At 68.8% G+C, this 26,232-nt stretch carries 21 protein-coding genes and 1 pseudogene; 8 read left to right on the top strand and 14 right to left on the bottom strand.

Translation table 11 applies throughout. From position 1 onward, the window contains the following. Window positions 1-20: 20 nt before the first annotated feature. From ABZ942_RS01915 to ABZ942_RS01885, 7 genes and pseudogenes are all read right to left on the bottom strand, one after another. Window positions 21-464 (bottom strand): hypothetical protein, encoded by a 444-nt coding sequence (locus ABZ942_RS01915; RefSeq protein WP_357378067.1) that lies wholly within the window; start codon window positions 462-464, stop codon window positions 21-23. Between the two features lie 79 nt (window positions 465-543). Next, the gene (locus ABZ942_RS01910) at window positions 544-1,578 is read right to left on the bottom strand and encodes an ATP-dependent 6-phosphofructokinase (protein ID WP_357378065.1); all 1,035 of its coding nucleotides are present in this window, start codon (window positions 1,576-1,578) and stop codon (window positions 544-546) included. A 74-nt stretch (window positions 1,579-1,652) separates the two neighbouring features. Further along, window positions 1,653-3,209 (bottom strand): protein kinase, encoded by a 1,557-nt coding sequence (locus ABZ942_RS01905; RefSeq protein WP_357378063.1) that lies wholly within the window; start codon window positions 3,207-3,209, stop codon window positions 1,653-1,655. Between the two features lie 109 nt (window positions 3,210-3,318). Beyond that, on the bottom strand, window positions 3,319-4,137 hold the full coding sequence (locus tag ABZ942_RS01900) for a hypothetical protein (protein WP_357378061.1): 819 nt from the start codon (window positions 4,135-4,137) through the stop codon (window positions 3,319-3,321). Between the two features lie 1,828 nt (window positions 4,138-5,965). Continuing rightward, a pseudogene (locus ABZ942_RS01895) lies at window positions 5,966-6,811 on the bottom strand (serine/threonine-protein kinase); the annotation flags it as partial. Window positions 6,812-6,854: 43 nt separating this feature from the next. After that, entirely contained in the window at window positions 6,855-7,502 is a 648-nt protein-coding gene (locus ABZ942_RS01890; protein WP_357379327.1) for a response regulator transcription factor, read from the bottom strand. Between the two features lie 74 nt (window positions 7,503-7,576). Next, a complete protein-coding gene (locus ABZ942_RS01885) occupies window positions 7,577-8,923 on the bottom strand; it encodes a histidine kinase (RefSeq protein WP_357378060.1) in 1,347 nt (448 codons plus the stop codon). 261 nt (window positions 8,924-9,184) lie between these two features. On the opposite strand from ABZ942_RS01885, the gene ABZ942_RS01880 reads away from it, so the two are divergent. Both ABZ942_RS01880 and ABZ942_RS01875 read left to right on the top strand, forming a co-directional pair. Beyond that, window positions 9,185-9,892: an ABC transporter ATP-binding protein gene (locus ABZ942_RS01880; RefSeq protein WP_357378058.1), complete on the top strand. Its 708-nt coding sequence runs from the start codon at window positions 9,185-9,187 to the stop codon at window positions 9,890-9,892. Further along, window positions 9,889-12,381: an FtsX-like permease family protein gene (locus ABZ942_RS01875; protein ID WP_357378056.1), complete on the top strand. Its 2,493-nt coding sequence runs from the start codon at window positions 9,889-9,891 to the stop codon at window positions 12,379-12,381. Before ABZ942_RS01880 ends, ABZ942_RS01875 begins: the two co-directional genes overlap by 4 nt. A 10-nt stretch (window positions 12,382-12,391) precedes the next feature. Here the strand turns inward: ABZ942_RS01875 and ABZ942_RS01870 are convergent, their stop codons facing one another. Continuing rightward, complete coding sequence (locus tag ABZ942_RS01870; RefSeq protein WP_357378054.1) at window positions 12,392-14,224, bottom strand: protein kinase; 1,833 nt, start codon at window positions 14,222-14,224, stop codon at window positions 12,392-12,394. Between the two features lie 272 nt (window positions 14,225-14,496). On the opposite strand from ABZ942_RS01870, the gene ABZ942_RS01865 reads away from it, so the two are divergent. Then, on the top strand, window positions 14,497-15,399 hold the full coding sequence (locus ABZ942_RS01865) for a hypothetical protein (protein ID WP_357378052.1): 903 nt from the start codon (window positions 14,497-14,499) through the stop codon (window positions 15,397-15,399). A gap of 12 nt (window positions 15,400-15,411) precedes the next feature. On the opposite strand, the gene ABZ942_RS01860 is transcribed toward ABZ942_RS01865, so the two are convergent. Both ABZ942_RS01860 and ABZ942_RS01855 read right to left on the bottom strand, forming a co-directional pair. Continuing rightward, window positions 15,412-16,077: a response regulator transcription factor gene (locus ABZ942_RS01860; RefSeq protein WP_357378050.1), complete on the bottom strand. Its 666-nt coding sequence runs from the start codon at window positions 16,075-16,077 to the stop codon at window positions 15,412-15,414. A gap of 42 nt (window positions 16,078-16,119) precedes the next feature. Next, on the bottom strand, window positions 16,120-17,328 hold the full coding sequence (locus tag ABZ942_RS01855; protein ID WP_357378048.1) for a histidine kinase: 1,209 nt from the start codon (window positions 17,326-17,328) through the stop codon (window positions 16,120-16,122). Between the two features lie 167 nt (window positions 17,329-17,495). Here ABZ942_RS01855 and ABZ942_RS01850 point away from each other — a divergent pair, with 167 nt between their 5' ends. The 3 genes from ABZ942_RS01850 to ABZ942_RS01840 all read left to right on the top strand — a co-directional run bounded on the left by ABZ942_RS01850 (window position 17,496) and on the right by ABZ942_RS01840 (window position 20,343). Further along, the gene (locus ABZ942_RS01850) at window positions 17,496-18,293 is read left to right on the top strand and encodes a hypothetical protein (RefSeq protein ID WP_357378046.1); all 798 of its coding nucleotides are present in this window, start codon (window positions 17,496-17,498) and stop codon (window positions 18,291-18,293) included. Continuing rightward, the gene (locus ABZ942_RS01845; RefSeq protein ID WP_357378044.1) at window positions 18,290-19,750 is read left to right on the top strand and encodes an alpha/beta-hydrolase family protein; all 1,461 of its coding nucleotides are present in this window, start codon (window positions 18,290-18,292) and stop codon (window positions 19,748-19,750) included. Before ABZ942_RS01850 ends, ABZ942_RS01845 begins: the two co-directional genes overlap by 4 nt. Window positions 19,751-19,899: 149 nt before the next feature. Further along, complete coding sequence (locus tag ABZ942_RS01840; RefSeq protein WP_357378042.1) at window positions 19,900-20,343, top strand: SRPBCC domain-containing protein; 444 nt, start codon at window positions 19,900-19,902, stop codon at window positions 20,341-20,343. Between the two features lie 249 nt (window positions 20,344-20,592). On the opposite strand, the gene ABZ942_RS01835 is transcribed toward ABZ942_RS01840, so the two are convergent. Together ABZ942_RS01835 and ABZ942_RS01830 are read right to left on the bottom strand one after the other, a co-directional pair. Next, entirely contained in the window at window positions 20,593-21,456 is an 864-nt protein-coding gene (locus ABZ942_RS01835; protein ID WP_357378040.1) for an NmrA family NAD(P)-binding protein, read from the bottom strand. Between the two features lie 103 nt (window positions 21,457-21,559). Beyond that, complete coding sequence (locus ABZ942_RS01830; RefSeq protein WP_357378038.1) at window positions 21,560-22,147, bottom strand: TetR/AcrR family transcriptional regulator; 588 nt, start codon at window positions 22,145-22,147, stop codon at window positions 21,560-21,562. Between the two features lie 111 nt (window positions 22,148-22,258). On the opposite strand from ABZ942_RS01830, the gene ABZ942_RS01825 reads away from it, so the two are divergent. Next, window positions 22,259-23,104: an SDR family NAD(P)-dependent oxidoreductase gene (locus ABZ942_RS01825; RefSeq protein ID WP_357378036.1), complete on the top strand. Its 846-nt coding sequence runs from the start codon at window positions 22,259-22,261 to the stop codon at window positions 23,102-23,104. A gap of 177 nt (window positions 23,105-23,281) precedes the next feature. Here the strand turns inward: ABZ942_RS01825 and gatA are convergent, their stop codons facing one another. Together gatA and gatC are read right to left on the bottom strand one after the other, a co-directional pair. Next, window positions 23,282-24,754: an Asp-tRNA(Asn)/Glu-tRNA(Gln) amidotransferase subunit GatA gene (gatA, locus tag ABZ942_RS01820; protein ID WP_357378034.1), complete on the bottom strand. Its 1,473-nt coding sequence runs from the start codon at window positions 24,752-24,754 to the stop codon at window positions 23,282-23,284. Then, complete coding sequence (gene gatC / locus ABZ942_RS01815) at window positions 24,751-25,050, bottom strand: Asp-tRNA(Asn)/Glu-tRNA(Gln) amidotransferase subunit GatC (RefSeq protein ID WP_357378032.1); 300 nt, start codon at window positions 25,048-25,050, stop codon at window positions 24,751-24,753. Before gatC ends, gatA begins: the two co-directional genes overlap by 4 nt. Window positions 25,051-25,568: 518 nt before the next feature. On the opposite strand from gatC, the gene ABZ942_RS01810 reads away from it, so the two are divergent. Further along, a complete protein-coding gene (locus tag ABZ942_RS01810) occupies window positions 25,569-26,219 on the top strand; it encodes an amino acid-binding protein (RefSeq protein ID WP_014987212.1) in 651 nt (216 codons plus the stop codon). Window positions 26,220-26,232 lie beyond the last annotated feature (13 nt).

Raw genomic sequence — 26,232 nt, 5'->3', positions numbered from 1 at the left:
TTCGCGCAGAAGAGAACTCGTCACTCCCCGCGCGCGTAGCGGACCGAGGCGGCGACGGATTCCATGTCGATGTTCAGGCTCGGGTCGCGGTCTTGCGCCTCGTGGAATTCGAGCATGACGTCGTCGAAGGTGCTGCGGCGGGCCGAGATGATCAAGGTGTGGCGGACGTAGTCGCTGAGGGGTTGGCCGGTGGCGTAGGCGCGGCGGCCGAAGGTGGCGAGGGTGTCGGCGGGGAGGTCGTAGATGTCGATGAGGGCGATGGCGGCCGTGTCGATCTCCGGGATCAGTTCGTGGCCTTCGGACTCCAGGAAATCCACGACGGTGTCGTCGGCGTTGCGCCTGTTGGCCATAGCGATCAACTCCTCGCGCAGGTAGCCGAGCAGCGGGAGTCCGGCGGCGCGGGCCCGACGGCGCAGCACGGCGACGTCGGCGTCCGGCAGGTCGTTCACGTGTAAGTCGGCCATGCCGCCAGCGTAACCCGGCGGGGCGGACGGCACCGCCGGGGATCCGCTGATCGGCTGTGGCCCTGGTGAATTCGGGTGATCAGCCGAAGAACGCCTCGGCCTCGCGGTAACGCTCGTCGGGCACCCGCTTGAGCTGTTTGGTGGCCTCGGCCAGCGGGACGAGGTCGATGTTGCTGCCGTGCAACGCGACCATCTGGCCGAACTGACCGGCGTGCACGGCCTCGGCGGCGTGCAGGCCGAACCGGGTGGCCAGCACCCGGTCGTACGGGGTGGGGCTGCCGCCGCGCTGGACGTGGCCGAGCACCGTGGTGCGGACCTCCTTGCCGATGCGGCGTTCGATCTCCGCGCCGAGCTGCTGGGCGACACCGGTGAACCGCTCGTGCCCGAATTCGTCGATCCCGCCCTCGCGCAACGCGAAACCGGAATCCTCCGCGGGATGCGAACCTTCGGCGACGACGCAGATGAAGTGCTTGTCGCCGCGCTGGAAGCGGCGCTTGATCATCGCGCACACCTCGTCCACGTCGAACGGCACCTCGGGCACCAGGGTCAGGTGCGCGCCCGCCGCCATGCCGGCGTTCACCGCGATCCAGCCGGCGTGCCGCCCCATCACCTCGACCAGCATCACGCGCTGGTGCGATTCCGCGGTGGTGTGCAGCCGGTCGATCGCCTCGCTGGCGATGCTCAACGCGGTGTCGTGGCCGAAAGTGACGTCGGTGCAGTCGATGTCGTTGTCGATGGTCTTCGGCACGCCGACGACCGGGACGCCCTCGTCGGACAGCCAGCTGGCCGCGGTGAGCGTGCCCTCGCCGCCGATCGGGATCAACGCGTCGATGCCGTTGTCGTCCAGGGTCCGTTTGATCCGGCCGAGCCCGGCGCGCAGCACGTCGGGGTTGGTGCGGGCGGTGCCGAGGATGGTGCCGCCCTTGGTGAGCAGCCGGTCGGTGCGGTCGTCGTTGTGGATCTGGATCTTGCGATCCTCCAATAAACCGCGCCAACCGTCCTCGAACCCGACGATCGCGTCGCCGTAGCGGCCGTTCGCGGTGCGAACGACGGCACGGATGACCGCGTTCAGTCCAGGGCAGTCTCCGCCGCCGGTCAAGACTCCGATGCGCATGGCCGCTATCTTGCCCCGCCGGGCCGCGATCGGCAGGACGACCCCCATCAACTACCCAATATCTTTCGCGAACGTCAGTAGATATAGACGAACGCGTTCTCGCCGCCGGTGCAGGTGACCAGACCGTCGCGGGTGACGCACTCCATGGTGTAGTTCTTCTGCGTGGCCGGGCTGAACGCGGTCACCTGGCGGGAGCCGTCGGCGTCGGACCCCTCGCTGTAGGCCTTGCGGACTTCCTCGGCGAAGTCGCACGAGGTGACGCCGTTGCCGATCGCCGAGTAGGTGAAGCGGCCTGCGGGCGGGTATTTGGTCGCGCATCCCCTGGCGGTGGCGGGCACCGGCGCGAGCGTCGGGGCGGTGGGACGGGAGATGAACGCGTCGCGCTTCAGCCAGCCGACGACACCCGCGAGGGCGAGCACGATGATGAGCGCGCCGACCACCCTGGGCCACTTGGCTCGAGACCGAGGCTTCGGCGAGGCAGGTTCGTCCGCTCCGGTCGGCGCCACGGTGGCCGGGCGCGGGCCGGTATCCACGCGACCGCGATTCGGTTCTGGGACTCGAAGAGGTTCTCGCCGAACAACTTCGCCGCGGTGAGCCACCTCGCGGCTCGGCTCCGGCGGCCGGGTGATCCGGCTGGAACCGATGTTGCCGGGCTGGCGCGGAATCGCGTCCGTCGGAAGGGCATTCCCGACCGGCTGGACCGGCCCGACGGTCGGGAACACCACGGTCGGTGGCGCTTTCGGCCGCACCGTCCCCATCCGGTCGGTCGGCAACTCCGTCACCGCGACGACCGCTCGTCCGGTGAGCGCCGACTTCGCCGCCGACGCCAGCCCACCCGCGGTCGAATAGCGGTCCGTCGGCCGCTTGGCCATCCCGCGCGCGATCACCTCGTCCAATGCGGCAGGCACGCCACGTCGTACGGCACTCGGGCGCGGCGGCGGCATCGAAAGATGCGAGCGGATAAGCACACTCATCGCGTCGGCCTGGAAAGGCTGTGCGCCGGTGAGGCATTCGTAGAGGACGCAGGCGAGCGAGTAGACGTCGGCGGTGCCGGTGATCGGACCGTTCTCGAAGCGTTCCGGCGCGATGTAGCTGTAGGAGCCGACCGCGGCGGCACCGGTGGCGGTCATATCGGAATCCTTGGCGGACCTGGCAATGCCGAAATCGGCCAGGTAGGCGAAGTCCGATGCGGTGACGAGGATGTTGGCGGGCTTGACGTCGCGGTGCACCAGGCCCTCCGCGTGCGCGGCGTCCAGGGCCGAGCCGATCTGCTCGATGATGCCGATCGCGCGAGCCGGGGTCAACGGCCCCTCACCCCGCAGCACCGAACGCAGATCATGGCCGCGCACCAGCCGCATGTCGATGTAGAGCACGCCGTCGATCTCGCCCCAGTCGTGGATCGGGATGACGTGCGGTTCGGCCACCCGCGCGGCCGCCTGCGATTCGCGGCGGAACCGCTCCTGGAACATCGGGTCTTTCGCGAGCGCGGGCGACAACAGTTTGACCGCGACGACCCGGTCCTTCACCGTGTCGTAGGCCTCGTAGACCTCGCCCATGCCGCCGCGACCCAGCAGCGAGCGCAGCTCGTAAGGACCGAATCGAGTCCCGATCCTCGTCCGCGGTCCGTCCACCCCGTCACCTCCACTCACGTGCGCGACCCGGCGCACCGTAGGCCCGGCGGCCTACATCCGATACGTCGGGATTCTCAGGGGTACCCGTTACCCGGTCAAGTCCGGTGGATCAGCTGGGACAACGACCGCCGGTCAGCTCGTTCAGGTGCTGGGAAATAACGGTGGACAGCTTGTCCAGCATGGTCATCCCGTCGGAGAAGGCACCGGAATCCGGCTGCGCGGCAAACGCGATCGCAATCTGCCCCGACGGGGTGGAGATCAGGCCGAACTGCCGGACCAGATAGGCGCCCGAGGTGTCCGGACCCCAGCCGCCCTTGAACTCGGCGCCGGTGAAGGCGCCCAAGCCCCAGCGCTGGGCCGCCTGGATCTGTTCCATCAGGTTGATCACGGGTGCGGTCTCCGGCAGGCAGGGCAGCCGCGAGGCGAACCGGACCTGGTCGGTGAGCGACCAGTCCGCCTGACCGAAGGCCGAGTTCTCGGGTCTGGTCCTGGTGGCGGGCACGGTGGTCTTGGCGTCACCGCCCTCCCGCAGGACCGACTGCACCGCCTGTGCCGCTTCCTGATTGCTGCCCAGCGACTGCCACAGCGTGTCGGCGGCGGCGTTGTCGGAGGCGGTGATCGCGGCCGTCGCGGCGTAGCTCGGGTTGCCGCCGCTGAGGCGCAGCGCGGCAATGGCCAACGGCACCTTCATCGTCGACCAGGCGGGACCGGTGGTCCAGTCGCCGAAGCTGACCACCTGGTCGCCGCCGACCGGCATGATCGCCATGCCGACCTTGCCACGCACTCCCGCCTGCAGTTCGGCGACGCCCGCGGCCAGCGTGCCCGGAACCGTGATGGACAGGCCCTTCTGGTCCGCGTGCGACGCGGCCGCGGTAATGCTGGTCTCGTCCGATTCGGAACCGTCGCTGCGGGTTCCGCATCCGGCCACCAGGAATACAGCTAATGCCGCACAGCTCAATGCTTTTCGCACACGAGCCGCACGGGGTCGATCAATATACATACACCACCGCATTTTCGCCGCCACTGCATGTGACGAGCTGGCCTTCGCTGAGGCAATTCATCGTGTAAGTCCGGCCGGTGACCGGACTGGTCGCCGTCACTGTGCGCGGCGCCTCCCGCGAAACCGTGTTCGCGGTGTTCGTTTCGGCGTACGCGCGCCGGACTTCCTCGGCGAACGCACAGGTCGTCGCGGCAGATCCGGTGGCGGACTTGGTGAATGTGCCCGACGCCGAGTTGCCCTGGGTGCACGGCTTGGCGCCGGCGGGCAGGGTCACGGTCGTCGGCTTGGCCGGGGTGGACGCGACCGGCGGCGCCGAGGAACCGCCCGACGCTGGGGCCGATGGACTCGCCGTCGGCACCGGGGCACCGGCTTGCTGTTCGGTCGGGTGGGCGACGTTGCGGGAGTTGAATACCTGCCAGCCGATCGCACCGACGACGGCGATCACGACGATCACCACGACGCCGACCAGGATGGGCAGTAAGACGGATCGGCGTTTGCCGGGCTCGGCGTACGGATCCTCTTCTGGCCCATAGTCGTCGTAGTCGTCCGCGTAGCCCTGATCCGGGTACTCGCCTTGGTTCGCGTAGTCACCTTGACCGGCGTAGTTGCTCTGGCTCGCGTAGTTGCTCTGCGGCGGCTGGTCAGGTCGGGCGTGGCTGCCGTGCGCGGAATAGCCGCCGGCACCGTAATACTCGTCGGGCTCGGAATACGCCTCCGGCGCGGAATACCCGGCCGGGGCCGAATATGCCTGGGTGGCTGAGTAATCCGGCGGATAGTCGGCGGCCGGCGATGGCTGGCTGCCGGGCGCGTCCGGGAATCGCGTCGTCTCGTACTGCTGGGCGTCCGAATACGCTTGGCCGCCTACGTAGGGCTCACTCTGCGAATATGCCTGCGCCCCAGGATGTTCGGTGAACGGCACGTCGACGTGCGGTTGTGCCCCACGGCCTGCCGGATACGGCTGGTCGGGCTGATCCGAATACGGCTGCCCCCCGCGCTGATTCGAGTAGGGCTCGCCACCTGGCTGATCCGAGTACGGTCGGCCGCCGAACGGATCCGAGTACGGCTGCTCCTCGGGCTGATCCGAATATGGTTGCCCGCCGGACCGATCCGGATACGGCTGACCGCCGGGACGCTCCGGGAAGCCCTTGTCCCTGGACGGATCCGGGTACGGCTGACTGCCGGGCCGTCCCGAGAAAGGCGGTCCCCCAGGCTGATCCGAATACGGCTGGCCACCGGGCCGTCCCGAGAAAGGTGGTCCTCCAGGCTGATCCGAATACGACTGCTCGCCCGGCTGATCCGAATACGGCTGGCTACCGGGACGCCCTGAGTACGGCTGGCCCCCGGGCCGATCCGGGTATAGCGGTCCCACGGGCGGATCCGGATACGGCCCGCCGCCGGGATGCTCCGAATACGCCTGTCCCCCGGACTGTTCCGAGTACAGGTGCGCGTCGGGGAACGGCCGCACCGGCGGCAGCCCTTGTTCGGGTGTCCAGCGCGCGGGCGGCCCGAACGGGGGCGCGGGCTCCTGCGGCGACGACAGTGTCGTGTACTGGATTTCGGTCGGCCGCACCACGGTCGGCGCGCCGGGCAGGATCACGGCGGAGATCTCGCCCGTCGACTCCGGCGGCACCGCGCCCGGCGCGCGGACCACCAGCATCGGTCCGGTCGGTGGTGGCACGTTCGGCGCAGGCGGGTCCGCCGGGACCTGACCATTCGAGGGCACCACTGCCGGTGGCGTACCTGTCGAGGGCGCGCTGGACAGGGCGTCCCGCGCGGCCAACGCGAGCGCGGCGGCGGTCGGCCACCGATCGGCCGGATTCTTGGCCATGCCGCGGCTGATCACCGCGTCGAGTCCGGCCGGGATGCCCGCCTGCTGGGCGCTCGGCCGCGGCGGCGGATCGGACATATGCGACTTGATCAGCACATTCATGCTGGCCGCGGGGAAAGGCGATGCGCCCGTCAGACACTCGTGCAGCACACAGGACAGCGAGTAGATGTCCGCCCGGCCGGTGACCTGGGCGACGTCGAAGCGTTCCGGCGCCATGTAGATGTAGGAGCCGACGGCCATGCCGACCACCGTGACGGCGCTGTCGCCCTCGGTGTGCGCGATGCCGAAGTCGGCGAGGTAGGCGTAATCCGCCGCGGTGACCAGGATGTTCGCCGGTTTCACGTCGCGATGCACCAGGCCGCCCGCGTGCGCGGCGTCCAGCGCGCTCGCGATCTGCTCGATGATGCCCACCGCGCGAACCGGACTCAGCGGACCTTCCTTGCGCAGCAGCGTGCGCAGGTCGACGCCGGGCACCAGTTGCATGTCGATGAACAACACGCCGTCGATGACGCCCCAGTCGTGAATGGGGACGATGTGCGGTTCGGCAACTCGCGCCGCCGCTTGTGATTCGCGCCGGAACCGGACCTGATAGGCGGGGTCGCCGGCGAGTTCCTCGTGCAGCAGCTTGACCGCCACCACCCGGTCCTTCACCGTGTCGTAGGCCTCGTATACCTCGCCCATCCCCCCCTTGCCCAGTAGTGATCGCAATTCGTACGGCCCAAACCGTGTGCCGGTTCTCGGCCCAGGTGCCTCCACCCCGTCAATCCTCCACATCCCGGGCCAGGAGTGCACGCATAACTCTCGCGACGCCTGCCCGTCAAAGAGTGGATTCTCCGGGTGTCACCACCCCGTGGTCAAACGCAAAGACGATCGCGGCGGCCCGATCTCGCAGGTCGAGCTTGCCGAATATGTGTCCGACATGGCTTTTCACCGTGACTTCGGAGATACCGAGTTCGCGGGCGATCTCCGTGTTCACCCGGCCGCGTCCGATCAGTTCGAGCACCTCGTACTCGCGCGCGGTCAGCTCCGACAGCCGGGCGCTCGTGCGTGTCGGCCGCACCGTCCGATAGGCCGAGAGCACGCGTTCGGTGACCGACGGGTCGAGCCAGGCGCCGCCGCCCGCGACCATCCGCACCGCGCGAATCAGGTCCTCGGCGGGTGAGTCCTTGAGAATGAACCCGGCCGCACCCGCCCGCAGCGCGCCGGAGAGCAGCTGATCGTCGTCGAAGGTGGTCAGCACCAACACCGGCGGCGCTCCGTCGCGGGCGCGCAGGATGCGGGTGGCGTCGATGCCGCCGACACGTTTCATCCGCAGGTCCATCAGCACCACGTCGGGTCGCGCTGCCGCCACCGCGGCGACCACCTCGTCGCCGTCCGCGCATTCGCTGACCACGAAACCGTCGCGGCGCCGCAGGATGCGGCGCAACCCGCCGCGGACCAACTCCTGGTCGTCGACCACCAGCACGGTGACCGCGTCCTCGGCCCCCGCGGGCGATGGCACTGTCACCTGATCTCCTGTAACTCGCCGTGCTGTCTCATTCACGCCTCCCGTATCGCCGACGGGCCACCTTGCGACATCCCGGTCCATGACGTGCACGCGAACCCGGAGCGGGCCGGAGCGAGCGGTATGGACACCCGGACCGACCAGCCGTCGGCGCACGGTCCCGCGATCATCCGACCGCCGAGCAGTTCGGCACGCTGCACCATGCCCGACACCCCCATCCCGGTACCTCGCTGCGCGGGCAGACCCGCGGGCACCGTGTTGTCCACCGTCAATATCGCCGACGTGGCATCGACCGCGAGCTGAACGCACGCGGTGGCGCCCGGTGCGTGCTTGGCGACGTTGGCCAGCGACTCCTGCCCGATCCGATACAGCGCGAGCCCGACCGCGGGCGAGACCGCGCGCAGGTCCTCGGCGCACACGAACCGCACCTCGAGCCCGGCCCTGGCGAAATCGCCGACCAGGCTCGCGATGTCCTCGACGCCCGGTTCCGGTACCTGCTTCGACGGCCGCGCGTCGAGCAGCCCGACGGTGCGGCGGATGTCGGCCATGGCCTGGCGGCCGAGCTGTTCGGCCTCGGTGAGCGATTCCACCGCCTCGTCGATCTCGCGATCGGTCTGCAGCGCATGCCGCGCTGCTGTGAGGTGCAGCAACGTAATGCTCAGCGAGTGTGCGATCACGTCGTGCACCTCGCGGGCGATCCGGCGGCGCTCCTCGTCGGCGGCCTGGGCCGCGCGGATGTCCTGGTAGCCGCGTTCCTGATAGAGGAATCGGCGTTGGTATTGCAGCAGCAAACCAGCCATCCACCCGAACGCGACCGTGACCAGAACGGTGATCAGGTAGGTCGGCAGGCCTTCGGACAGGTGCCCATACATGTCGAACAAGACCAGCTCGAGCATCATCGCCGCGGTGGTCGGCACGCTGACCCGCAGCCCCGTCAGTGCTGCCACCTCGCCTGCCGCCGCGACGAGCACGAACGGCGCGAGGTCCGGCGAGACCGGTTGCACGAGGAATATCGCCTCGGCCGCCATCGCGAGCAGTCCGAGGGTCACCGGCCGCGGCATCACCCCGAGGAAGGCGTACATCGGGCCGAAGGCCGTGGTCAACAGCACGGCCAGGATCGGGAGGGCGGTCGGGAAGTAGCTGTGCCGCTGGACCGCGGCCGCGATGGCGACCAGGCACACCGCCAGATCGACCACGAGAATGACCGACGGCGGATAGTCGAATGGAAGTTCCTCGACCCGGCGCTGGAACACGGCAACCGGCTGTCTGGCGAACTCCGCGACGCGGTCACCGGCGCGGCGCGAACCAACGACCGCGCGCCGCAACGCGCGGGCCACCAGCCGCGGTGCGCGCACCGGGTTGGGCACGTCGATCACACCCATCCGGTAAGGCTAACCGCCCGGTCGTGGCCCGTACATCGTTCCTGGAGTGGGTCGTTTCTCCTACCGTGGGCGGAGATCGATCCGGGTCTCTGGCACGAAGACAGCCCGACCGCCCGTCCGTACCGTGAAGCGCAGCGTCACCCGGAAAGGCTCCGGTGCTGCGCGCGGCCCAGTATCGTCGCGGCATCCATGCGCCGGAAGTCATGGCGCGGTAGTGCGCGATACAGCACAGATGACCAACCGAACAGGGTGGGGACAACGATGTCGGATCCGGCAATGCTCGAATTATCCGGGGTGACCAAGGAGTATCGGGTCGGTGGGCAGGCCGTTCGCGCACTCGACGGCATCAGCCTGCGCATCGAACCCGGCGAATTCACCTCGATCATCGGGCCGTCCGGTTCGGGCAAGAGCACGCTGCTGCATCTGCTCGGTGCGCTGGACACCCCGGACGCGGGCTCGATCCGGTTCCAGGGCAAGGAGATCGGGTCGCTGAACGACGAGCGCCAGTCCGAGTTCCGCCGCCACCGCGTCGGTTTCATCTTCCAGTTCTTCAACCTGCTGCCCACCCTGTCCGCCTGGGAGAACGTCGCGATCCCGAAGTTGCTGGACGGCACCGGGTTACGCAAGGCCAAGCCGCGCGCGCTGGAACTGCTCGAGCTCGTCGGGCTGAGTGACCGGGCGAGCCATCGGCCCGCCGAGCTGTCCGGCGGGCAGATGCAGCGGGTCGCGGTGGCCCGCGCGATGATCATGGATCCGCCGCTCATCCTGGCCGACGAGCCCACCGGGAACCTGGATTCCAAGACCGGCGCGACCATCCTCGAATTGCTCGGTGCGATTGCCGGATCCGGCAATTCGGTGGTGATGGTGACCCACGACGCGGGCGCGGTGGCCTACTGCGACCGGGTGGTCACCTTGCACGACGGGCGGATCGGTTCGAACGAGATCGCCGAGCGATCGGCCATCGCGTGATCGCGGCCGCGTGGGATCGACTGCGGCTGTTCAACATCGGCGAGCTCCGCGTGCACCGCGGGCGTACCGCCATGTCGCTGATGGTGATGGGAGTGTCGGCGGGGCTGCTCGTCGCGGTGCTCAGCATCTCCGGTTCGGTCACCGGATCGGTGGACCGGCTCACGCACAGCCTCGGCGGGCGGGCCGCGCTCGAGGTCACCGGTGTCACCGACGCGGGCTTCGATCAGCAACTGCTGCCACGGATCACGACCACGCCGGGCGTCGGCAAGGCGGTGCCGATGGTGCGCGCGCAGATCGGCAGCGGTGCCGATCGGGCACTGCTGATCGGGGCCGACCAGAACATCGGCGCACTCGGCAGCGAGCTGACCGGGCCGATGACCGCGCAGCTCGGCAAGCTGCTCACGGTGCCCAACGGCGTTCTGGTCGGTGCCGCGATGGGGCACGCGGAGGGCGAGCAGTTCACTCTCGGCTCCGGAAACGTCACCGTCGCAGGCATTCTCGACAAGGAGACGTCGAAGCAGCTCAACGGCGGTCATCTGGTCGCCGCGCCGCTCGGGCTCGCGCAGAAGGTGACCGGGCGGGTCGGGCGGCTGGATTCCATTCAGATCATCCCGGCACCGGGCACGCAGGTCGACGCGTTGCGTGCCGAACTCACCAAGGTCGTCGACGGTCGTGCGGTGGTCGCCGAGCCGAGCCTGCGCACCGCGCAGGCGGGCGGGGCGGTGCAGCTGGTGCGGTATTCCACCATGATGGCTTCGGCTGCGGCACTGATCGTTTCGGCCTTCCTCATCTACAACGCCATGAGCATGGCGATCGCGCAGCGCCGTCCCGTGCTGTCGCTGTTGCGTGCGATCGGCGGCAAGCGCGGGCCGATGGTGCGCGATCTGCTCGCCGAGGCCGCATTGCTCGGCGTGCTGGGCGGCGGCGTCGGCGCGGTGCTCGGAATCTTCTTGGGGCGCATGGCGATCGGCCAGTTGCCGGCTGCCATCGTGTCATCGGTGGAGGCGCGGACCGAGTACCTGGTACCCGGCTACGCGGTACCGGTCGCGATCGGCGCCTGTGTGGTCGCCAGCGTGACCGCGGCCGGGCTGGCGGCGCGTCAGGTGTACAAGGTGGAACCGATCGAGGCGTTGGTCCCGGTCGGCGTCGGCCGTTCCGACACGACGAGCCCGCTGCTGCGCTGGGCGGCGGTGCTGGCGGGCCTCGGGCTGGCCGTCCTCGCGGTCGTGATCGCCGAGCTGGACCTCGGCCGCTATTCGCTCGGGTCCATCTCGACCGCGTTCATGGCGGCCATCACGCTCTGTTTCGCGGCAACCGGGCCGCTGGTCCGGGCCGCCGCGGCGACCGCGCGCATGTTCGGTGCGCCCGGCGCCCTGGGCGCGACCACGCTGGAACGCGCACCGCGCCGGGTGTGGGCGACCGCGATGACGGTACTGATCGGCGTGGCGGCCACGGTCGGCATGGGTGGGGCGTCGAGCAACATGATCGACTCCGCCACCGCCACTTTCGAAGACCTGGCCAAGAGCGATCTCTATATCAGCCCCGCCTCGATGGCGGAGTTCCCGACCGGTCCGTTGCTGCCCGCCGGACTGGCCGACCGCATCGCCGCGGTTCCCGGCATCGCACAGGTGAGCCCGGCGCAGATGGCCTTCGCCACGCTCGGCACCGGACGGGTGATGCTCGAGGGCTTTCCACCCAACGCCCGCGAAACCCAGATGGGCATGCTGACCGACGCGGTCTTCGCCCAACTTTCCGCCGGTCGAGGCGTGGCGATATCGCGTGATGTCGCGAAATCACTCGGTGTCGGAGTCGGCGCCGAGCTGACATTGCCGACGCCGACCGGCGAACGCACCGTGACTGTGCTGCAGGTGATTCCGTATTTCTCGGCGGTCTCCGGCGTGGTCATCATGGACCTCGACCTGCTGCGCCAGTGGTACGAGCGGCCGGGCGAGACGGTCGTGACGGCCGACATCGCGCCCGGCGCCGACCGAGCGGCGGTGCAGGCGGCAGTGCGGCAGGTGGTTGCGCCGGAGATCCATGTGGACACCGGTGCGGACGCGGTCGCCGCGGTCGCGGCCAGCATTCGGCAGGGCTCGGCGATGAGCAACGCCATCCTCTGGATCGTGGTGCTGGTCGCCACGGTGGCCCTGTTGAATACGTTGATGCTGTCGGTGCTCGAACGCCGCAGGGAACTCGGCGTGCTGCGAGCCATGGGCACCAACCGCAAGTTCCTGATGCGCTCGGTGCTCGCCGAAGCGGCGGGCATCGGATTGGTGGGCGCGGCACTGGGTCTCGTCGTCGGTATCGCCGTGCAGTACCTGGCCACGGTCGCCATCGCGCACGCGCTCACCATCGATGTCGTCTATCGGCCGAGTCCGATGCTGCTGGTCTATGGTTCGGCCGCACTCGCGCTGGCGCTGCTCGGTTCGATCCCGCCCGCTGTGCGCGCGGGCCGGATGCCGATCGTGGAGGCGCTCGCCGTCGACTGAATTGTGTCGGCTACAACGGCAAGTTGGCGAACCACGCCTTGAACTTCTGCTGGGTCATCCCGAATCCGGAGTCCGGTTGGCTGTCGGTGAGCGTCACCTTGGCGAAGAACAGATAGCTCGACCGCGCCGGATCGGATTCGAAGCTCACGACCAGAAACCCGTCCGGGAAACCACTTTCCGACTTCTGCCACCGGTAAGTGGTGTAGGACTTGCCGCCGTTGCGTTCGGTCGCCTTGGTGTTCGACGGCAGGTCGCGGACCGCCGCCTTGGCGTCGTCGGGCGTTGTGAAGGCGACCGCGATGAAGTCGGGCTCGTTGATCGGTACACCCCAGCAGTTCCAGCCGGACTGCCACTTCGCGAAGGCGGGCGCGTCGTCATCGCTGGATATCTTGTCGCCCGCCTTGGCGGTGTCCAGGAAGCAGGTTTTGTCGTGATAGCCCTTGCCGCTGCCGATGCCGAACTGGGTGTCGACGCCCTGCGGGAGGATCTGTGGGAAGGCCTTGGCGACGGTCGTCGGATCCGCGGGCGTGCCCGACCCGGGCGTCTTGCCGAAATCCAGCGGCGACGACGGATCCGTCTTCCCTAGTTTCGCTATCACGATTCCGGCGACCACCAGCACGATCACGACGACCAATACCAGTGCCACGATCAAGCCGGTGTTCGAGCGGCGCGCGGGAGGCGGGTAGGTCGGACCTGGGTTCGACGGGCCGTAACCCATCGGTGGCGGCGAGAAAGATTGCCCAGCACCGGAATTGGGCAGCGCGTAGCCGCCACCAGCCTGGTTGGCCGGGGAAAACGACTGTCCGACAGCGGAGTTCTGCGGCGGGGCCGAATAGCCCGCAGACGGGAACTGCTGCCCGGCAACCGGGTTCGAGGCGAACTGCGACGGTGCGGCGAAGGTGGGGGCCGACGTGGCATACGAGGGCGGGTACTGCCCCTGGTTCGGCGTCGGCGGCTGCGCGACCACCGTCGGGGCAGGCCGCGGCGTGTACGGCACGGCGGGCACCTGCCCGGCGAGCGCCTGCCGTGCGGCAGCGGCGAATTCGAGGCAGGACGCGAACCGGTGGTCGGGTCGTTTCGCCATCGCCACCGCGATCACCGTGTCCAGCCCGGCCGGCAGGCCCGCCCGGCGCGCGGCCGCGGACGGCGGCGGTAACTGTAAGTGACCCCGGATGATGTCGGCCGGGGCGGGCGAGTCGAACGGGGCGATCCCGGTCAGCAGCCAGAACAGCGCGCACGCCAGCGAGTACTGGTCGGAACGATGATCGAGATGCGCACCGGTCATCTGCTCCGGCGAGGCGTAGGCCAGCGTCGCGGTGAACATGCCGGTCTGCGTCAGGTGCGTGGAATCCTCACGCAGCCTGGCGATTCCGAAGTCGGTGAGGAACACCCGCTCCTTGTGCCCGCCACTGGACCTGGCCAGCATGATGTTCGCGGGCTTCACATCGCGGTGCAGCACGCCCATGCCGTGCGCGTAATCCAGTGCCCCGGCAACGCCTTCGATGATCTGCACGGCCCGCTCCGGCGGCAGGTTGTGCGGGTTCACCGTCGCCGCGTCGACGCCATCCACGTACTGCATGGAGATCCACAGCTGGTCATCCTCGGTGCCACGGTCGTACACCGCGACGATGTTCGGATGATCGAGTTGCGCGGCCAGATCGGCCTCCCGCTCGAACCGCGCCCGCACCTCGGTATCGGTGAACAGCTCACGCTTGAGCAGCTTGAGGGCGGTTTGCCGGGGCAACCTGGGATGGCGGGCCAGGTACACCGATCCCATGCCACCCTGACCGAGCAGCTTCTCGATGGTGAAACCGGCGAAAACCGCACCGCTGGTCAGCAACACAATCCCTTCATTCGAACCGCGGCCCCCGGATGTCACGTCCGAGCGCGTCACACAGAGCTTGGAGCATAGCCGGTAACCCCGTGGCCACGCGGTTTCGAATTCTCGAGGAAGATCGGTGAAACTATGGAGGAGACATCATGGTCACGTCAACGAAGTACGGCGCGTTCATAATGGCCTTACGCCCGGTTACCGACCGGGTGGGACCGATGAGCTAAATTTTGCACCGCCGACTGACAGCGATGACACGCAGTGATGGGTGGTGGGGAGGACGCGTGGTGAAGTCGACGGGTACCGGTTCTGCGTTGCGCGGCGTGCTGCGCGGCTCGGCCCTGCTCGCAGTGCTCGCCCTGTCCTCGTGCGCGCTGCTCCCCGGCGATCGGCATCAGTCCGACCGGCCCGCGGTCGTCGTCGACACCGCCGGATCGTTCCGCCCCGGCCTCTCGGTGTCCATCCCCGATTCGCTGGCCGCGGACTTCACCCAGCTGCAACCCACCCTCGGCGGCCAGGTCGGCCTGGCGGTGATGCCGGTCGGCGGCGGCCGGATGACCATCTTCGGCGACTGGACCAGCGGCATCGCCTGGTCGACCATCAAGGTGCCGCTGGCCATCGCGGCGCTGCGGCACGACTCGGACACGACCATCTTCGAGGACGCCGAGGCCGCGATCACCGTCTCCGATAACGATGCGGCAGAGGAACTCTGGCAATCGCTCGGCGACGGACTGGCCGCCGCCCAGGCGGTGCAGGACGTGATCGACGAGGGCGGCGACTCCACCACGGGCGTGGCCGGACCACGAACCAAGTTGGACTACACGGCATTCGGGCAGACCGAGTGGACGCTGGCGAACCAGGTGCGGTTCGCGTCCCGGCTGCCGTGCCTGCCGCAGACGTTCAAGGTGACCGAGCTGATGTCGGAGATCACGCCCGATCAGTCCTGGGGCCTGGGCACTTTGGCGGGCGCCGCGTTCAAGGGCGGCTGGGGCCCGGACGACGACACCGGCATCTACACGGTCCGCCAGTTCGGTGTGGTGCCGACGCAATCCGGGATGGTCGCCGTCGCCCTTGCGGCACAGGCCGATTCGGGCACCTACGACGACGCCACCGCCATCCTCACCCGGATGTCCGTGCTGCTCGGCAGGCACCTGGCCGAGTTGCGCGGCGGGACCTGCGCGGGCTGACCCGCCAGAACTTCAGCCCGGCGTGACCAGACCGGATTCGTAGGCCAGCACCACCGCCTGCGCCCGATCGCGCAGGTTCAGCTTCGAAAAGACCTTGGAGACATGCGTTTTCACGGTCTGCTCGGCGACGAACAGCGATTCGGCGATCTCGGTGTTGGACATGCCCTTCGCGATCAGCTCCAGCACCTCGCGCTCGCGCGGCGTCAACGAGCCGAGCGCGGGCGCGGGCTTCGCGCGGGTGGCGGAGCGGCGGCGGGTGACGTCGGCGATGAGCCGCCGGGTGACCGTCGGCGCCAGTAGCGCCTGACCATCGGCGACCACCCGAACGGCACGCACCAGCTCTTCGGCGGGCGCGTCCTTGAGCAGGAAGCCGCTCGCGCCGATGCTCAGCGCCTCGTAGACGTAATCGTCGATGTCGAACGTGGTGAGCATCAGCACCCGCACCGGCGGATCGAACCCGGCGGCCAGGATGAGCCGGGCCGCGTCGAGGCCGTTCATTTCCGGCATCCGCACGTCCATCAGGACCACGTCCGGCCGCAGCCGCTTGGCCTCGGCCACCGCGATCTTCCCGTCCGGCGCGTCCCCCACCACGCTGATGTCAGTCTGCGCGGCGAGCAGGGCGCCGAAGCCCTGCCGCACCATCGCCTGGTCATCAGCGATCAACACGGTTATTGCCACGGACCTACCCTAGGCGGCCGCGGCCGCGGTCAGCGAGACGGCTCAGTTACCGGCTTGACCGAGCAGCGCGGGATCGAGTGTCACCGACTGGCTCAGCGGAATGCGCGCGTGCACCTCGAACCCGCCGTCGGCGCTCGGGCCCGCGGTCAGCTCGCCGCCGACGGCGAGCGCCCTGGCCTGCATGCCCGCGATGCCGTGACCACCGTTGCCGACCGGGCGGGCCACCGTGGCGGTGGCGCCGTTGCGGACGGTGAGCTCCACGATCGGGCCGACGCGCAGATGCACCTGGACCGGCGCCTCCGGTGCGTGCCGTGACGCGTTCGACAGCGACTCCTGGGTGATCCGGTACAGCGCCAGACCCGCGGCGTCGGGCACGGTCTCCAGCGGGCCGTCGACCGTCCACGCGATCCGCACACCGGCGCGCAGCGCGCCCTCGCACAGGCTCGGCACATCGACGGCCTTGGGTTGCGGCGCGTGCTCGGGGGCCTGGCCGTCGCTGCGCAGCACGCCGAGCATGCCGCGGATCTCGTTGAGCGCCTCGCGGGCGGTAGCGCCGATGGACTCGAATTCCGCACGGGCAGCGGGGGTTACGCCCTCCACCCGGTACGGCGCGGTCTGCGCCTGCACCACCACCAGCGACATGTGGTGCGCCACCACGTCGTGCAGGTCCCGGGCGATGCGGGCCTTCTCCTCGAGGATCGCCCGGCGGGCCCGCTCGACCTCGGTCACCTCTTCCTGCTGCATCAGCTGCTTGCGCGACTGCACCAGCCACCGCACCAGCAGACCGAACAGCACCACCGCGCCCAGCGCGATCGGCCACCCCCACACCGAATTCCCGCCGGCCTCGCCGGCCATCGTGGTGCCCAGCAGCAGCGAGGTCGCGACCCAGGCCACGCCGATGATCGGCACGGTCGCCCGCACCGACACCGCGAGCAGCAGCACGAACAACGTCAGGATGTGCACGACCTGGATCGGCATATCGTTGTTCGGCTGATGCGGGATGGCTAGGGAGATGAGCAATCCGGAGCCCGCCGAGATCGCCCAGCCGAGCGCCGGGTTGATCCGGACCAGCAGCACCGGGAACGCGGCCAGCGCCGCGATGAACGGCTGCACCGCGATCGGCACCGCATGGGTGACATGCAGCGTCGGCCACGCCACCGCGAAGAAGATGAGGGCGACGCACACCGTCAAGGCGTCGAACCGCATCCGCCCGTTCATTCGCTTGTTCTGGGCACGGATCTGCTGCTTCATACCTTCGACCCTAGAAAGTCCAGCGTGCTGCCACGTCATACCCCCGGGTGATTTCGTACCCCGTACCCAGGTGCGAGGGCACAACCGGGCTCACCCGGCGGCATGGCCACCGATACCGCTCCCCGGCGTGAGGCCGGTGAGCGGGGCGGATCCCTAACTTGTAGATCATGAGCACACCGACCAACGCAGGGCCCGCAGCGGCGCGGTCCGCACAGGCCGCAGGCGCCTCCCTTTCTTCTTCCGGCGCAACCAGTTCCGCGACCCGGCGGGCCGCCGCACTCACCGCCGTGGCGCTGACCACCATGGCGGCCGGCATCTTCCTGGCGCCCGCGCCGCACGCGGCGGCCGCCAGCGCGCCCGCCCCGATGGAGAGCGCCATGGCCAGCACGGCGGTCGCCGCACTGACCTCGGGCGGTCCCGGTTCGATCGCCGCCATCTCGGACGACTTCACCGCGCAATTCGGCTATCGGCCGAGCACCGTCGACGGGCTGGTGGTGAATCCGCAGGGTGACTGCTCGTCGCCGGTGACGCTGCCCGCCGAGTTCGAGACCGCGTGCAAGGCGCACGACCTGGGATACGACCTGCTGCGCTACGCCGACCAGCACGGCGAACCACTCGGACCGTGGGCGCGGCAGGCGCTGGACAGCACCCTCGATCGGCATATGCACGAGTCGTGCGACAACCGGGTCGATTCGTTTTCGCGGGCTCGGTGCAACACCATGGCCTCGATCGCGAGCACCTTCGTCGATCTGAATTCGCAGCGCCAGGGCTACGGTGCGCCGGTCGTCGAGTCGGGTCTCGCTGTGGTCGAGGCCGATCCGACCACCAACTGGACGGTGCTCGGGGTGCTCGGGGCGGGCGTGGTCGGGCTCGGGGCGGTGCTCACGGTGCGGCACAAGAAGCGGGTTCCGTCGACCGCCGCTTCGGCGATGAGTGGCACTGCGGTGCTGGGGGTTCCGCGATGACGAGCACACAGTTCAGACCGGTCGGCACACGTGTGCCGACGTTCGGTTTCGATGACCTACGGGCGCGAACTCCGCTGCGGCCGGCTGAAGCTCGCTGGCAGGAAGCGATCACCGCGGCATCGACTGCGGTGCAGCGTCTCTCGCGGCCGCGGATCGGGACGACGGTGGCGATCGGGGTGGGCACGCTGGCGTCGCTGGCGCCGGGGCTGCTGCCGCGAACGCCAGCTACACAGGCGATGCTGACCGGATTGCTGGTTGCGCTGGCGTTGGGGATTGCGGGGATCGTTCGATTCGTGCTGCGGCGCTGCGGTTTCGATGTCAATCGCAGGCTGCCGCGGGTTCGGCTGCCGTTGCCGATCGTGACGTCGGCGTTGGTTGCCGGCGCGGCCGCGCTTGCTTGGCATTGGCAGAACATGTTGCGGGCGGCGATGAGCACGGCTCCGATCGGGGCCGACTACTGGCTGCGGTGGCTGATCGAGGCGGTGCTGATCGTCGGTGTGTTCGTGGGGATTTCGCGTGGCGCGGGTTGGGTGCTGCGCAAGTTGCGATGGGCGCGTGGGGTTTCGCTGGTCGCGGCGGTGGCGGCGTTTCTGTACCTCGTCGCGACACCCATGCTGGTCGGGTGGCAGCAGGCGGCGTATGCCGGTGCCAACGCGGCGCTGGATCCGGCTCTGGTGCAGCCGATCTCGGAATCCTCGGGTAGTGCGGAGTCGGCGGTGAGCTGGTCGTCGCTCGGGGCCGAGGGACGGAAGTTCGTCAGCGGTGCGGGACCGGACCGGGTGTACGTCGGGGTGGAATCGGCGCCGGATCTGAAATCCCGTGTCTCGCTGGCCGTTCGGGAGCTGGACCGCTCCGGCGCCTTCACCCGGTCCAACCTGGTGGTGATGGTGCCGACCGGTTCGGGCTGGATCGACAGCAATGCCGTGCGCGGCTTCGACGAGCGCTTCGGCGGCGATGTCGCCCTCGTCGGCCTGCAGTACTCGTACGCGCCGAGCTGGGTGACCTTCGTGTTCGGCCGCGATCAGGCGGTCACCGCCGCGCGAGAACTGTTCACCGCCGTCGAGCATCGGATCCGGACGCTCGCCCACAAGCCCAACCTCTACCTCTACGGTCAGAGCCTCGGCGCCCTCGGCGGCAGCTCGGTCTTCGCCGACGACGCGGACCAGGATCGCCGCACCTGCGCCGCCCTCTGGGCCGGACCGCCCGCCGGGCAGGTGCATCACGCCGGCGCAACCGTGCTGACCAACAGCTCGGACCCGGTGGTCCACTGGTCCCCCGCCCTCCTGTGGCGCGCACCCGACCTGACCGGCACCCGCTTGGATGCGCCACTGCCCCAATGGCTTCCGGTGCTCAGCTTCGTCCAGACGACCGCCGACCTACTCGCCGCCCTCGACGCGCCCGCAGGCCATGGACACCGCTACGGCACCGACCAGGGCACCGCGATGGGCGCCTGCTGAACAGCACACGCCTCCCGGCCGACCGCAGCACATTGGCCGCGGGCGCGCTCTGTGAGATCAACACTCGCCGCCGTCGAGGCCGAGCGACGCGGCGTAAGTTGCCGGGGCAGGCGGACCGCGACCGCATAGAACGTGTTCTAATTGCCGACATGGCCTTTGTCATCGACGCCACCGTGGATATCGACGCGCCCGCCGACCTCGTCTGGCAGGTGATCACCGACTTCCCCCGCTACGGCGAGTGGAACTCCTTCGTCAGCGAATGCAGTAGCTCGTTGGTCCCCGGCGAGCCGATCGACATGCTCGTGCGCCTCGGTCCCCGACCCCGCCGCCAACGCGAATTCATCCGCTCGCACACTCCGGGCCGGGAACTGAGCTATTCCATGAAGCCGGTCCCCCTCGGCACCCTGCACAGCCTGCGCTCGCACACCCTCACCCCACTCGACGGCGACCGCACCCGCTACGAGTCCCATTTCGAACTCGCGGGCTGGCTGCACCCCGTGGTGGTAGCCCTGCTCGGCAAGCACCTCCAACGCGGCTTCGCGGGAATGACCGCAGGCATCAAGGAGCGAGCCGAGTCCCTCCGCGTCAGCTGACCCACCGGTCCCCTGCAGCGGCATCGCGCGAGCGTTGGTCTTCGGTGTCAGACGAATCGACCAGGTGCACAACATATCTCCCTGACACAATGCGAACCGGGAATGGATCGTCTAGTCACCGAGGTTGTGCGAACAGGTTAGGCGGCGGCCGGACATGCTCGACCGCAGAATGGATTTCGCTGTGCACCCCCTTCGCACTCTGCCGGCATCGCTGGTGCCGCTGTTTCCGATCACGCTTCTCGGCGCGAGTCAGCGGGCGGGCGCCAGTACCTCGGTGGCGAACACGTCGACCGATCGCGGTTCGCGGCCGAGCACCCGACGCACGCCGTCGCCGAGTCCGGATGCTCGCTCCGCCCGGTAGTTCCGGTAGAGGCCGGACAAGCCATCGATGATGAACTCGGACGCGCCCGACGCGACGAGTCGTGTCCGCCATCGCTCGTCGAGCGGAACGTCGAGGTAGCGAACCGGTCGGCCAACCGCGGCGGCGAAGGCTGCGGCCACCTCGCGCAGATGCAGTTCTCGCGGACCGCTTACCTCGATCTCGCCGCCGACGGGGCGTTCGGCGGTCAGCTCGGCGACCGCAACCTCGGCGATATCGCGGACATCGACAAAGCCACGCACCCCCGATCCGGCCGGATCGGGCAGGCTGCCGCCCGCGATGGTGTGCCGCGAGGTCAGGAAGTTCTGCAGAAACCGGTCCGGCCGCAGCACCGTCAACTCGGGCACGCCCGCCTCACGTAACCGGGCCGCGACGATATCGTGTGCGCCGGTGACGGCGTCCGGAACGATCCCAGGCCCGGTGAAGGCACGCGCACCGAGTTTGACGATCCGGCTCGCCCCGGCCGCCAGTGCCGCGCTCGCGAGTGTCCATTCCGCGCGCACCTGGTCCTCGGCGAACGGGTGCGCCAGGTACAGCCTGGTCACGCCGACGGCCACGCGCCGAGCATCCGCGCCATCGGCGGCGTCACCGATTGCCACTTCACCTCGTACGGGCCCGAGGGCGGCGGCGGATCCGGCTGAGCGGACCAGATAGCGCACGTCGGGGCGATCACGCAACGCCGCGACGATGTGCCGTCCGACGTTCCCGTTCGGGGTGCTGACAAGAATTGTCATTCATATCTCCCACCGATAGCTCCTCCAGAATCCGGGCTTCCCTAGGGCAAACCCTGGAGTGACAACCGATTTCGCATGCCTGAGCATTCCAGCGAACGAGCGGTCATGGGCGCAGATGGGCCAGGGCGGCGTCGAGGGCGGCATCGGCGTAAGCCTCGGTGAGGCCGCCGAGGCCGAGAGACCAACGGCTTTGGATCGGGCCGAGAAGCAGATCAGTGGCGAGTTCTAGATCCAGATCGCGGCGGAGTTCGCCGGATTCGATGCCCGCGGCGAGGCGGTCGGCGAGGGCGGCGCGTTGCGGAAGCAGGAGGCGTTCGCGGTAGGCCGCGCCGATTTCGGGGTCCTGCTGGATCTCGATGTACATGGCGCGCAGGAACGCTTCGAAGGCCGGATCGGTGAGGGCGGCGACCGAGCCGCGGAGTAAGGCGCGCAGGTCGGTAGCGATGTCACCGGTGTCGGGAAGCGCGAGACCGTCCGGGCCGGAGTCGAGTTCGAGCATCGCGTCGAAGACGACCGCACCCTTGGACGGCCACCAGCGATAGATGGTCTGTTTGCCGACGCCGGCGCGGGCGGCGATGGCCTCGACGCTCAGTTTCGCGTAGGGCAGTTCGCGGATGAGCTCGGTAGCGGCGGTGAGGATCGCGGCGCGGGCGCGTTCGCTGCGGCGGGCGACGCTGGGAGTGGCGGGCACGTGGTCAGCGTAACACCCACGAGACGATACGTCTCGTATTGACAGAAGTCGGTCCGCTTGACATTCTCGTTGAAACGAGACGGAGCGTCTCGCGACGAAAGGATCTCCCCAATGACCAGAACATGGTTCATCACCGGCGCCAACCGCGGACTCGGCCGGGCCTGCACGCTGGCCGCGCTCGCCGAGGGCGACCGCGTCGTCGCGACCGCTCGCGACCCGCGATCCATGGCAGACCTCACCGATGACCGACTCACCGTGCTGCCGTTGGACGTTCGCGACCGCGACGGCGTAATCGCCACCGTGGACAAGGCTTTCGCGCTGATGGGCACGATCGACGTGATCGTGAACAACGCGGGCTACGGCCTGGTCGGCGCGATCGAGGAACTCACCGAGGCGCAGATCCGCGACCAGATGGACACCAATTTCTATGGCGCCCTGTGGGTTTCCCAGGCGGCCGGGCCACACCTGCGCACCCAGGGCTCCGGCCACATCGTGCAGATCTCGACCGTCGGAGCGGTCGGCAGCCTCCCGCTGTTCGGCCTGTACAACGCGAGCAAATGGGCACTGGAAGGATTCAGCGCCTCGCTCGCCGACGAGCTGCGGCCGTTCGGCATCGCCGTCACCCTGGCCCAGCTGGGTGGCTTCGACACCGACTGGGCGAAGACGAGCATGAAGTTCGGCACCGGGCTACCCGCCTACGAAGAGGTACGCACCGGGATCCTCGGCATGCCGGACTACCCGGACCCGAGCGCGCCGCCGCCCGCGACCGACTACGAATCCGAATGGAAGGAGGCCGCACCGGAGGTCGGCGCGGCAGGACTCATCGCCCTGGTGAATGAGACCGACCCGCCGGTCCGCAAAATCATCGGCCCCGGCGCACACCAGATGGTCGCGATGGCGTTGGACCAGCGCCGACTGGATTACCTGAAGGACCCTGAATTCACGTGGCCCGCCTGATAATTGGGGTCCATGGCACGCGAATGCCGAGAACTCCAGAGCCTGGCTCCGCAGACCTACACAGCACGTCGCGTAGCCAGCAATAGGTGGAGGGCTGCGCGTCGAGACTTCGCACACGCGTCAGCTAGCTGGCCGGTGTGCGAAGTCTCGAGCGGGTGTACGAAGTTCGCTAACTCGTCAGGCGATGGGACCGCGGGCCGCCTCGTATGCCGCGCCGACGCGGTACAACCGGTCGTCGGCCAAGGCCGGGGCCATGATCTGGAAGCCGACCGGCAGGCCGTCGTCCTTGCTCAGCCCCGACGGAACCGACATGGCGGGATGCCCGGCCAGGTTGGTGGGCAGGGTGCACAGGTCGGACAGGTACATGGCCAGCGGGTCGTCGACCTTCTCGCCCAGCTTCCACGGGGTGAACGGGCTGGTCGGCGAGACGAGCACGTCGACCTGCTCGTAGGCCTTGTCGAAGTCGCGCGCGATCAACGTGCGGACCTTCAACGCCTGGCCGTAATAGGCGTCGTAGTAACCGGCCGACAGCGCGTAGGTGCCGATCATGATGCGGCGCTTGACCTCCGGGCCGAACCCGGCGGCGCGGGTGGCCGCCATGACCTGCTCGGCACTGTGCGACCCGTCGTCGCCGACGCGCAGGCCGTAGCGCATCGCGTCGAAGCGCGCCAGGTTCGACGACACCTCGGACGGCATCACCAGGTAGTAGGCGGACAACGCGTATTCGAAGTGCGGACAAGACACTTCGATCACCTCGGCGCCGAGTTCCTTCAGCACCGAGACGGCGGCGTCGAAGGATTCGAGCACGCCCGGCTGGTAGCTGTCGGAGTGAAGTTCCTTCACCACACCGACTTTCACGCCACTCAGGTCACCCTTGGCGCCCTCGCGGGCCGCGGCGACGACCGGCGGCACCGGCACGTTGCGCGAGGTGGAGTCGCGCGGGTCGTAACCGGCGATCACCTCGTGCAGCAGCGCGGTGTCGAGCACCGTCCGACCGCAGGGACCGCCCTGGTCCAGCGAGGACGCGCAGGCCACCAGGCCGTAGCGGGAGACGGTGCCGTAGGTCGGCTTGGTGCCGACGGTCGCGGTGACCGCGGCGGGCTGCCGGATCGATCCGCCGGTGTCGGTGCCGATGGCCAGCGGCGCCTGGTTCGAGGCCAGCGCGGCCGCCGAACCACCGCCGGAGCCGCCGGGGATGCGGGTGGTGTCCCACGGGTTGCGGGTCGGGCCGTAGGCCGAGTTCTCGGTGGACGAACCCATCGCGAACTCGTCCATGTTGGTCTTGCCGAGGATCGGGATGCCCGCAGCGCGCAACCGGGTGGTCAGCGTCGCGTCGTAGGGCGACACCCACCCCTCGAGGATCTTCGAGCCACAGGTGGTCGGCATGTCGGTGGTGGTGAATACGTCCTTGAGCGCCAACGGAACTCCGGCCAGCGGCGACGCGGGCGCGGCACCGGAGCCGATCGCGGCATCCACCGCGGCCGCGGACTCGAGCGCCTGCTCCCCTGCCACGTGCAGGAACGCGTGGTACTCGCCGTCGACCTGGCCGATCCGATCCAGATGCGCCCGGGTGACCTCCACCGAGGACACCTCGCCACCGTGGATCTTGTCGGCAAGCTCGGCAGCGGACAGCGTGGTCAGGTCGGTCATTGGGACTCTCCCAGGATCTGCGGAACCACGAACTTCTGCTCTTCGGCGGCCGGAGCGCCGGACAGCGCCTCCGCCGGGGTGAGGCAAGGTACGACCACGTCGGGTCGGGTCACGTTCGTCGTCGGATTCGGCGACGCGGTGGCCGGGACATCGGCGGCGGCGACCTCGGAAATGGTCCGCACGTGGCTCAGGATCGAATCCAGCTGACCGGCGAACTGATCCAGTTCGGCTTCGGACAGCGCGAGCCGGGACAGCCGGGCGAGGTGTGCTACCTCGTCACGGGAGATGGCGGGCACCGCGGGACCCCTTTCGGCTTCGGTTTCAACAGTTGGGATCGCGTCGCAGGGACGCAATAGGATACGACCTCTCCAACGGGATAAGGCATATCCAACCGGTACAGCCTAGCCACCGCCGCCGACACCACACCGGCCGCCCATGTCTCCCAGCGAGATCGCCGCGCAGGGGATGCCGCCACATCTCGACTGAGCACGATCGTGACGCTGAGACACCCAGGGATACGGACTAATCGGCGGAACATCGCATATCGGGCGCAGCCTAGCCACAACAGCGCGACACCCGACAATCCTGTCCGAGCCCGGCGGTAGGCTGATGCTGCCGCGCACGGCACTGATTCGTCGATCCGGTTCGACGACACGGTTTCCCAACTAGCTCGACACGCCGTATTGTCACGAAATCGCCGCGTGGCGTACATCACTGGCCGTACTTCGAGTCGATTACTGGGGCGCGGGGGTGTAAGTATTGCGTGACCCGGGTATCCGTTGAGAGCCTCGGCCGCCCTAGGAAAGGAACGCACGTGTCGTATCTGCTCCGCGTGCAACTTCCGGATCGACCGGGAAGCCTCGGTGCCCTCGCGCTCGCACTCGGCTCCGTCGGCGCCGACATTCTCTCGTTGGACGTGGTGGAACGCGGCGCCGGTTTCGCCGTCGACGACCTCGTCGTCGAGGTGCCGCAGGGCGCACTGCCCGACACCCTGATCACCGCCGCCGAATCGATCGGCGATGTGCGCGTCGACTCCATCCGCCCGTACTCCGGCGTGCTGGACACCCACCGCGAACTCGAACTCATCGACCAGGTAGCCAGCGCCAAGGACGACCGGCTGCAGGTGCTCGTCGACGGCGTGCCCCGCGTGCTGCGCGTCGGCTGGAGCACCATCATCGACATGGGCCCGCAGGGCGCCTACCGCGTGGTCGGCAGCCCGAGTGCGCCGGAGACGCAAGCGGGTTCGGCCCCGTGGATGCCGCTGGAGAAGCCCGCCATCCTCGACCCCGAGTCCGAGTGGGTCCCCGAGATCTGGCGCGACATGGATACCAAACTCGCCGCCGCGCCCCTCGGCAACACCGGCAAGGTGCTGCTGCTCGGTCGCCCCGGCGGCCCCGACTTCCGCCCCTCGGAAGTGGCCCGCCTCGGCTACCTCGCCGGCATCGTCGCCACCGTCCTCGGCTGACCGTTCGCCAAAA

This window comes from Nocardia sp. NPDC046473 (assembly GCF_040645995.1).
GTDB lineage: Bacteria > Actinomycetota > Actinomycetes > Mycobacteriales > Mycobacteriaceae > Nocardia.
This window is presented reverse-complemented; position numbering and strand designations above follow the sequence as displayed.